We start from the raw sequence: 10002 nt of genomic DNA on the forward strand, positions 1-10002 counted from the left end.
GGGATCGAATCGACGAAGGAACCTTTGGCTTTTACCGTGTTTGAGCGGATCTTTAAGGAATACGGTTTGCCAAAGGGTATCCGCACCGATAACGGTCCGCCCTTCAGTTCTCCCAATGCGTTGTTTGGTTTAAGCCGGCTCTCGGTATGGTGGCTGAGGCTGGGTATTGCTATTGAACGCATCAAGCCTGGGCACCCGCAGCAAAATGGCCGGCATGAACGCATGCACTTGACGTTAAAGCAAGAGGCCTGCCGGCCCTCTTGCCTTCAATATCCTTCAACAGCAAGAAAAACTGGATGCCTTCCGTCAGAGGTACAACCAGGAACGCCCCCATCAAGCGATTGGGATGCACTATCCCGCTGAGCTCTATCGGCCTTCGAGCAAGGTGTACCGAGGGTTGCCGGAGTTGGAATATCCGTACAGCGACAAAACGGTTACCGTGACACGCTGTGGAAGGATCTGTATGGGCAGAAAGAAAATCAATCTCAGTCAGGTCTTCGCTGGACAGAAAATCGGCGTTACGCAAACAGATGATTACATATGGCTTGTATCCTTTATGCACTACGATTTAGGATACTTCGACTTGGACGCTTGCCGAGTTGAACCGCTGGCGAACCCTTTTAAACCAAAATTGTTACCTATGTCCCAAGAATAAAATGTAACCTATCTCTCAGGAAGGACAAAGGGACCTGATTTTCAGGTCCCTTTTTATTTAACATGATATCAGCGAGATTCAAACTCCCGACGAAATCATAGGCCAGTTCGACGAGCCGGTGTAGCCGGCCGAACGCCGGAGCGCAGCGACGGCGGCCCGAAAATTTTTGACAACAAACTTCGCGTTGTTGCCTCCATCACACCGTGCCCTGGACCAGCTGTTTCGGCACGATGATGTTTCCGAGTTTCCTCCCCGGCCGCAGACATAATAATTTTCGTACTTATTTTGTTTGGTTTTTCTTTGAGCTATATCAAAATAATCAAATCAGCCTATCTCCAAAGTACTGTTTCCTCACATATCGGTCAGAGTTAGTTGAATCAGGGAAGCAGATGCTTATGTTCTGGGACAAATAAATAAAAATTTGACAGGTATCAAAGCAGAATATAAGCAACCAATAATATGCTTGCAAAATCAAGGCGGGACGAAACCGAAATTGACGGAAAGGACTGAACGGATACTCGATCTTCTTAGGGGATTACAGGCTACCTAAGGTTACGAAAAGCGCTAATTAAGTTATTTAAATAGGTATTTTTCGTTGGTAGTGAAGGACGGTCAATAAAGTATCACAGCTAGAAATTAACTGACAAGACAGCCTGATTTTCAGGCCGCCACCTGAGCACGCACGAGGGCATTTATGCGAAAACAGGAAATGAGTCTTGATGGATATGAAGGCAGTGCCGGCGGTGTAACGCGGCGCGAATTTCTCAAATTTTGCACCGGGATCGCCGCCACGCTAGGCGTCCCCGCCATGGGCATGCAGATCGCCGAGGCGGTTACCAGCAAACAGCGACCACCCGTCATCTGGTTGTCGGCCCAGGAATGTACCGGTTGCACTGAGTCGCTCCTGCGTTCCACCCACCCGACGCTTGAAACGCTGATTCTCAATACGATTTCGCTCGATTACCACGAAACCCTGTGTGCCGGCGCGGGTCATCAGGCCGAAGCCTCCAAGCAGGCCTCGATGAAAGCCAACAAAGGAAAATATCTGCTGGTGGTCGATGGCTCGATTCCCACCAAGGACAACGGAATCTATTGCAAGATCGCCAACAAAACCGTGCTGGCGCATCTGCAGGAGGCAGCGGCGGGAGCCGCGGCCATCATCGCCATCGGCTCATGCGCGTCATGGGGCGGCATTCCGTCCAGCGGTCCGAATCCCACCGGCGCCGTGGGAGTTTCCAAGATTATCAAAGACCGGCCAATCGTCACCGTTCCTGGTTGCCCGCCGAACCCTTATAACTTCCTGGCTACGGTGCTGTACTTCCTCACCTTCAACCGCCTGCCGGAGCTGGATAGCAAGGGCCGTCCCAAATTCGCCTACAACCGGCTGATACACGAGAACTGCGAACGCCGGCCGCACTTCGACGCCGGTCGCTTCGCGATCGAGTTCGGTGACGAAGGACACCGCCAGGGCTGGTGCCTGTACAAGCTCGGCTGCAAGGGGCCGGAGACGTACGCCAATTGCCCGGCGATACTCTTTGGCGATGTCGGACCCGGGGCCTGGCCCGTGGGCACCGGCGCTCCCTGCTTTGGCTGCACCGAAGAAGGTATTGGTTTCACCAAGGGCATCCATGAACTGGCCAATCTCAAAACCGTGACGCCACCCACCACCTATCCACGTATTACTGAAAGCAAAGGGAAGGGTGTCACCGTTGCGGCAGCGGCACTGGTCGGAGGTTTGGTCGGCGCGGCGGCGGTCGCCGGAGTCAAGTTCGCACGCAAACTTCCCGAAGACAGTAGTGAAGCTTCTGAGGGCAGGAGCGACAAGCAAAGATAGGAGCATATATCCGTGGCTCTGAACCGAAGAGATTTTCTGAAAGTGGCGGCCGCCGCCGGTGCGTCAGGTGCTGTCGATACCGCTAGCGCGCTGCAGCGCGAGTCCAAAACCATGCCACCCAACGCTGTGGGCATGCTTTACGATGCCACGCAGTGCATTGGCTGCAAGGCGTGTGTAGCTGCCTGCAAGGCAGCGAACAACATGCCGCCGGATAATAGCGGCGTTCCGGGCGAAGCCATGTGGGACGTTCCGTTGGATTTATCGGGCAAGACCCTGAACATCATCAAGGTGTATCAGGATGGCAACGTAGCGCAGAAAGACCGCGAGATTGACGGCTACTCCTTCGTCAAGCGGCACTGCCTGCATTGCGTGGATCCCTCCTGTGTTTCGGCGTGCCCGGTGTCGGCCATGACCAAGGACCCGAAGACCGGCATCGTCGAGCATCATAAGGATCGGTGCATCGGCTGTCGTTACTGCGTCTATGCGTGCCCGTTTGCCGTGCCCAGATTCGAATACGACGGCCCCTTTGGCCAGATACAGAAGTGCCAGTTTTGCGCGCACCTGCAGGCGAAAGGGCAACTGCCGGCTTGCTGTGACGTATGCCCGACCGGTGCGTCGCTGTTCGGCCTGGTGGAGGATCTGAAGAAAGAAGCGCAGCTGCGGCTTTCCAAAAAGCCCGGCGAAAGCCACCGGTTTGCCCGCGGCAAGCTCGGCGGCAACCGGCCGACTCAAGATGGCAAGATTGCCAATTATCAAAAACATCTTTACGGCGACAAGGAGCTGGGGGGCACGCAGATTCTGTACCTGTCCGCCGTGCCGTTTGAAAAAATCGGTCTCCCGACCAATGTCCCCGAGTACGGATATCCCGCCATCACCGAAGGCATTCAGCATACGCTCTATAAAGGAATGCTGCCCCCGTTGGCGCTGCTCGCCGGGCTGGTCTATCTGGTCCACCGTAGCGCCGGCAAACCCGATGAGAGCGGGGAAACGCCCCGCAAAACGAAGGTTAAAAAGGAAAAGTCATGAGCGCTCATGAACCTCTCGGCGGAAAGATATTAACCAAACCTTTTTTGGCATTGTCGGCTCTGGCCGCGATTGCCCTGGCCATCCTGTTGGCGCGATTTGTGTTCGGACTGGGCGCGGTCACGCACATCAATGACGGTTATCCCTGGGGCATCTGGATCGTAGTCGATGTCATGATCGGCACCGCCTTCGGTTGCGCCGGATATGCCATCGCATTGCTGGTCTACGTGCTCAACCGCGGCGAATACCATCCCCTGGTGCGGCCGGCGATGATGGCGGGGCTGTTCGGATATGCACTGGCCGGTACGGCGGTCATTGTCGACCTAGGCCGTTACTGGCAGGTATATACGCTGCTTCTGCCATGGTACGCCCAGACCAATTCGGTAATGCTGGAAGTGGCCTGGTGCGTGATGGCATACGTTGTCGTTCTGGCAATCGAGTTCTCGCCGGCATTCTTGGAACGTTTCGGGCTCACTGACGCCCGCCGAAAATTATCTAAAGTGTTGTTTGTGTTTATCGCCGTGGGCGTACTGTTGCCCACCATGCATCAGTCTTCCCTGGGTACCTTGATTGTGGTTCTGGGCTATCAACTGTCACCGCTGTGGCAAACCCAGTTATTACCTTTGATGTTCCTGGTAACCGCGTTACTGATGGGTTTCGCCATCGTGCCATTCGAAGCGATATTGGCGGCCAGGGGTTTTAGGCGGCCCATCGAAACGCGGATACTGGGAAAACTCTCGGGCATCATCGCCTTGCTGTTGGCGGGTTATCTGGTGGTTCGATTTGCGGATCTCATCGTGCGCGGACAGCTGGGCGCGGCGTTTGCCGCCAACCTGGACGCCGGCATGTTCTGGCTCGAGAATGTCTTGTTCGTGCTGGCGCTGGTCATGCTGGCCCGGCCGGCCAATCGCACCAATCCACGCATGATGTTTATCGCCGCCGCCGTATTGTTGGTGGCGGGTTCAATATATCGAATTAATGCCTACCTCATTGGCTACCATCCGGCCGGCGGCGGCTGGAACTACTTTCCCTCGGTTACCGAGATTCTGGTCACCGTAGGCATGTTTTCTATCGAGATCCTGCTCTATCTGTTATTCGTCAAGCAACTGCCGGTGCTACCACGCGGTGAACGCGTGACCGCGGTTCAGTAACTGGAGGTATACCGTGACAAAACGAATCACCGTTGACCCAATGACCCGGATAGAGGGGCACCTGCGCATCGACTGCGAAGTCGATAACGGCAAAGTGACCAAAGCCTGGTCTTCCGGACAAATGTGGCGAGGCATCGAACTCATCCTGCAAGGCCGCGACCCGCGCGACGCCTGGATCTTCACGCAACGCATCTGCGGCGTGTGCACGACCGTGCATGCCATTGCCTCGGTGCGAGCGGTGGAGAATGCGCTGAATCTCGAGGTGCCGCTCAACGCCCAGTACATCCGCAATATGATGGTGCTGGCTCACGGTATACACGACCACATCGTCCATTTTTATCACCTTTCAGCCCTGGACTGGGTCGACATCGTCTCGGCCCTCAAGGCCAATCCGCGCAAGACGGCGCAGCTGGCGGAAAGCCTGTCCAGTTGGCCGATGAACAGCGCGCATCATATGGAACAGGCCCAGGCGAAGCTGCAAACTTTCGTGAGCTCCGGCCAGCTCGGTGTTTTTGCCAGCGGCTACTGGGGACACCCGGCGATGAAGCTGTCGCCGGAAGTCAATTTGCTGGCCACGGCCCATTACCTGCAGGCACTGGAGTACCAGCGCAAGGCCAACCAGATCGTGACCATCCTGGGCTCCAAGACACCCCACATCCAGAACCTGGCGGTGGGCGGCGTGACCAACGCCATCAACCTGGACAGTCAATCGGCCCTCGGCATGGAGCGCCTGTTCTACATCAAGACCCTTATGGACGAGCTGGGTGATTTCATCAACAACGTTTACCTGGTCGACGTGGCCGCCATCGGCGCGATGTACGCCGACTGGACAAAGTATGGAGCGGGGGTCTCCAATTACCTGTCGGTTCCCGATCTGCCGCTGGATACCAAGGGGACCAAGTTCGAGTTGCCGGGGGGTTATATTGAGAACGGGGATCTGTCCAAGTTCAAACCGATCACCAGTTACCAGGACGCCTATTTTCAGAAGGGCGTCAAAGAGAGCGTCAAGCATGCCTGGTACAAGGGCGGGAAGGGCGCGCTCCATCCCTATGATGGCGAGACGGTTCCGGCATACACCGACTTTCAGGATGACGGCAAGTACTCCTGGGTCAAGGCGCCGACGTTCTACGATAAACGTGCTCAAGTGGGACCGCTGGCCAATGTGCTGTGCATGGTGGCGGCGGGTCACGAGCCCACCAAGCGTTACCTGAACAAAGTGCTGGCCATGGCCGGCAAGGTCGCGGGCGCCCAGATTCCGGTTGCGGCACTGCATTCCACGATCGGACGTCACGCGGCCCGGGCCGTGCGCACGGCGGTGTTCTACGAGTCGCTGCAGAATCAATGGCAGTTGCTGGTGAATAATATCGCCAAGGGAGACGTCAAGACGTTCAACCGCTTCGAATTCCCGAAATCGGAAATCCGCGGCTTCGGATTCCACGAGGCGCCGCGCGGGACTCTGTCCCACTGGACAGTGATACGCGACGGCAAAATCGTCAACTACCAGGCGGTGGTGCCCAGCACCTGGAACGCCGGCCCGCGCGACGAAAATGACGCGCCGGGTCCTTATGAGGCATCGCTGGTGGGCAATCCCATCGCCGATCCCGAGAAGCCGCTCGAGGTTCTGCGCACGATTCACTCATTCGACCCATGTCTGGCTTGCGCCATCCATATGGTGGATACCCGAAATCATAAAGAGATTGTGAAAGTCCAAGCCGTCGGCGCGCAGTGTGGAGTGCCCTTCTAGTGTATTCAGGAACTGAAACTAAACCACTTAGTGTCAAAGACCCGGCGGCGGGACGGAGTGTGCTGATACTGGGGCTCGGAAATATCTTGTTGCAAGATGAGGGCGTGGGTGTCCGGGTCGTGGAGCAGTTGCAGCGGCAGTATCAGATAACGGGAGCGGTCGAGGTGCTCGACGGCGGGACGACAGGCATGTCGCTGCTCGAACATATCAGGAATCGCGATCATCTCATTGTGGTCGATGCCGTAAAGACGGGTAAGGCGCCGGGGACTGTAATAACGCTAAGCGGCGACGAAGTACCGGCATTTTTTCAAAGCCGCGTGTCGCCGCACCAGATGGGATTGGCCGATATGTTGGCTGCCCTGGAATTGATGGGAGAAAAGCCCGCGGAAGTTACTGTCATCGGTGTCGAACCCCAGAATCTGGATATCGGATTGGAATTATCTGCTCTAGTGTCAACGCGCATGGATGCCCTCGTGGGGCGGCTGGTGGGTAAACTTCGTTCCCTTGGTTTCGAGGTAGATGCGGTTGACCAACCTCAGCAGGGTGCGGCATGAAACCGCAATCCTTGTTAGTGTTACGGAGTCAGCATGGAGAAATGCATTTCTAAACTGGTAAGCCGCTTCAAACAGATTGGCGATGAACATGTTCGCGACCTGCCGATATATCATCGTCCGTTGCGGGTGGAAGCGGTGGATTTCCAGCAGTGGGCGCAGGGGTGGATCGGAGTTCTGATCACTCCCTGGTTCATGAACGTCATGCTGTTGCCGCGCGACAAGAACCAGTGGCAGTCGCTGGCGCTGGGCCAAAAGCATATGCAAAAACTCCCCGCGGGTGAGCAGGAATTCGTTGTCGGTGGCGACGTGGAACTGGGATCCTATCTATTCCGGTCCCTGGCGTCGCCGATGCTGGGTTTTCCGTCTCAAAAGGATGCGCGCCAGGCGGCGCATGCCGCTCTCCAGCGTCTTATGGCGCCGCCCGCCGGTGTGGGAACGACCGCTTAGTGTATTCGCGGGTGACAAACAGGCATGAGTATGAACAGGAGACACTGCAATGAAAGGTAAATATTGGTCGGTGGCGATACTGGGAGTGGCGGCGAGTTTGTTTGCTCCTTATGCGGCCGCACACACCTTTGGCGCCCACGGTGCCGGTTTCGTATCCGGTGTTGCTCATCCGCTGACAGGTTTGGATCACATGCTCGCGATGATCGCCGTGGGCTTGTGGGCGGCGCAGCTCGGAGGGCGTGCATACTGGAGCGTTCCACTCGCGTTCGTCGGTATGATGGTTCTGGGCGCGGTCATGTCGACGGCAGGTCTGCCCTTGCCAGCGGTGGAATCAGGAATCGCGGCGTCGGTGCTGATACTCGGTCTTCTGATCGCATTCTCTGCCCGCATGCCGGTCACGCTGGGCATGGTGCTGGTCGGCGTGTTTGCGTTATTCCATGGACATGCGCATGGCACGGAGCTGCCACAAGCGGCTTCGGCGGCGTCATATGGATTGGGAATGCTGCTCGCGACGGTTGGCCTGCACGCCACAGGCCTGGGCGCGGGCATTTTGTTTCAGCGTGCCGCTGTTCTGTTGCGGATCGGGGGCGCTATGATCGCCGCCGCCGGCGCCATGATGTGGGTCGGTATGTAATAATAATTTTTCGGTAATCTCGAGGTTTTCTTTTGTCAGTGAAGGTTGAAAAAGTACCGTCAGACTCGTTAGCAACAATTTAGAGAGTCACCGAAATCAGCACCGATACCCATGTAGCTGTCTAATACAGGCATGCACTGGAAAATGAACCTCCGTTATCACTAGACAATTGGATCTAGCGGGCACGGAAGAGGAAAAAAGTTGTGCCAAACTGTACCGTAGGAAATTATCGCAGCACAGAAAAACAGCGACTAGTATGCATTCTTATCTTTAAATACTATGAATACGGTCTGGAAGAGTATCTTTAGATCGAGCCAAAGTGACCAGTTCTGTATGTAGGCCAAATCAAACTCTATTCTCTTCTGCATTTTATCCAGGGAATCGGTTTCACCTCGCCAGCCATTGACCTGGGCCAATCCAGTGATACCCGGTTTTACCTTGTGTCGAAGCATGTAACGGTCGACTTGTTTTCGGTAGTGTTCATTATGGGCAACAGCGTGGGGTCTTGGCCCAACCAGGGACATGTTTCCTTGCAAGACATTAATCAGCTGCGGCAATTCGTCTAACGATGTGCGCCGCAGGAAAGCGCCAAAGCGGGTTACCCTCGGATCGTTCTTTATAGCCTGAACCACCTTATCGCCATCCTCCCATACTGACATTGTGCGAAATTTCCAAACTTCGATTTCGTTACCTCGCAGGCCATAGCGGCGCTGTCGGAAAACGAGAGGACCCGGCGAAGAGAGCTTCACTCCTATCGCGATAAATATCATCGGGATGGCTACCAGCATGAGGAATAGACCGGCAAAAATAATGTCTTCCATCCGTTTGACAAAGCCGTCCACCCCGTAAAACGGGGTTTCCGAGATGCTGACCACAGGCAAATCGCCCACATTGCCCCAGCTGGCATGCAGCAGGTCGAACATAAAAAAGTCCGGTACCATGTACACGGATACCGTCGTGTCTGAGAGCTTCGCGATCAGTTCCCTGACACGTGTCTCCGCCCGCATGGGCAAAGCGATGTAAACCATGTCAATTCTTCCCTCATGGGCATGCTTGATCAGGCTCTCTAAATTGCCGATCACATCTATCGGACCGTGATGCAGGGGCCTGAGCCCTGAAGGCCGGCGACCATCGTAGAATCCCACGGGGCGGAGTCCCATCCAAGGAGCCTCAAGGAAGATTTCGGCGAGGTGCGCCCCCAGTTCGGATGCGCCAACAATAGCTACGGCACGTGTGTTAAAGCCGCGTTTTCGCATCTCCCCCAGGAATATTTGCAACCACCCACGCCAAACCGCCAGGATCAAGGGGGTTATGACGAACCAGGTGAGGTAGAGCAGCCGCGAGTACTCTTGTGACGATTTAGAGGCGAATGCCAGGAATAAGAGTCCCAGAACGACAGTAAGCCATGCCCCCAAGAGGCGCATAAACTCCCGGCTCCTTAGCAAGGACCCTCGCCAGGACCGATAAACATCGGAAAAGTGAACGGCTATCACAAATAGACCAATTGCCCAAAGCACGACAATCGTGTGTTCCGTCCGCCAGGGTTGCTCGTATAAAACCGTGAGCGTCCATAAAGAGCCCACGATCAGCAAGATATCCGTCACCTGCAAGAACGCAGATACCTTCCCATATTCAGGACCTGTAAACTTTTGTATTGCCACTGAACTTTTCCGTTTTTAAGATTTTTAAGCGCGTACAGGCCTATCCGTGGCGTTGCTTCTTAGCGCGAAAGCTTTTCTTCGGCTAGCTTGCATTATACGTATGTGATGACAAGAATTCCGATCAAGACTCTGAATGAGCTATACAAGGCAACTAGAAAACAACAACGACAGTATGTCCCAAATCAGGGCTACTCCGCAGACCAACGATTCTACGGGATTTCCCTATAATAACCACTGAAATTAGAAAGATAGGCCTGTTTCCTAACAGAAAATCAACAAATCTTCTGTAACTCTTCTGT

8 protein-coding genes and 1 pseudogene are annotated in these 10002 nt (G+C 55.1%); 8 read left to right on the forward strand and 1 reads right to left on the reverse strand.

Annotated elements, in window-relative coordinates:
- The 8 genes and pseudogenes from WB402_RS14320 to WB402_RS14355 all read left to right on the forward strand — a co-directional run.
- A pseudogene (locus WB402_RS14320) lies at positions 1 to 655 on the forward strand (integrase core domain-containing protein); the annotation flags it as partial.
- 694 nt (positions 656 to 1349) lie between these two features.
- Positions 1350 to 2489, forward strand: a complete 1140-nt coding sequence (locus WB402_RS14325; RefSeq protein WP_424209010.1) for a hydrogenase small subunit — start codon at positions 1350 to 1352, stop codon at positions 2487 to 2489.
- Positions 2490 to 2501: 12 nt separating this feature from the next.
- Complete coding sequence (gene hybA, locus WB402_RS14330) at positions 2502 to 3515, forward strand: hydrogenase 2 operon protein HybA (RefSeq protein WP_424209012.1); 1014 nt, start codon at positions 2502 to 2504, stop codon at positions 3513 to 3515.
- Positions 3512 to 4663 carry a Ni/Fe-hydrogenase cytochrome b subunit gene (hybB, locus tag WB402_RS14335; RefSeq protein WP_424209014.1) on the forward strand — a complete coding sequence of 384 codons (1152 nt, stop codon included), beginning with the start codon at positions 3512 to 3514 and terminating at the stop codon, positions 4661 to 4663. Before hybA ends, hybB begins: the two co-directional genes overlap by 4 nt.
- A gap of 13 nt (positions 4664 to 4676) precedes the next feature.
- On the forward strand, positions 4677 to 6407 hold the full coding sequence (locus tag WB402_RS14340) for a nickel-dependent hydrogenase large subunit (RefSeq protein WP_424209016.1): 1731 nt from the start codon (positions 4677 to 4679) through the stop codon (positions 6405 to 6407).
- Positions 6408 to 6466: 59 nt separating this feature from the next.
- Positions 6467 to 6961, forward strand: a complete 495-nt coding sequence (locus tag WB402_RS14345) for a HyaD/HybD family hydrogenase maturation endopeptidase (RefSeq protein WP_424209018.1) — start codon at positions 6467 to 6469, stop codon at positions 6959 to 6961.
- 33 nt (positions 6962 to 6994) lie between these two features.
- On the forward strand, positions 6995 to 7408 hold the full coding sequence (gene hybE, locus WB402_RS14350) for a [NiFe]-hydrogenase assembly chaperone HybE (RefSeq protein ID WP_424209020.1): 414 nt from the start codon (positions 6995 to 6997) through the stop codon (positions 7406 to 7408).
- A 49-nt stretch (positions 7409 to 7457) separates the two neighbouring features.
- A complete protein-coding gene (locus WB402_RS14355; protein ID WP_424209021.1) occupies positions 7458 to 8042 on the forward strand; it encodes a HupE/UreJ family protein in 585 nt (194 codons plus the stop codon).
- Between the two features lie 251 nt (positions 8043 to 8293).
- Here the strand turns inward: WB402_RS14355 and WB402_RS14360 are convergent, their stop codons facing one another.
- On the reverse strand, positions 8294 to 9703 hold the full coding sequence (locus WB402_RS14360; RefSeq protein WP_424209023.1) for an undecaprenyl-phosphate glucose phosphotransferase: 1410 nt from the start codon (positions 9701 to 9703) through the stop codon (positions 8294 to 8296).
- Positions 9704 to 10002 lie beyond the last annotated feature (299 nt).

It is taken from the genome of Sulfuricaulis sp., from assembly GCF_049587675.1.
In the GTDB taxonomy this organism is placed as follows: domain Bacteria; phylum Pseudomonadota; class Gammaproteobacteria; order Acidiferrobacterales; family Sulfurifustaceae; genus Sulfuricaulis.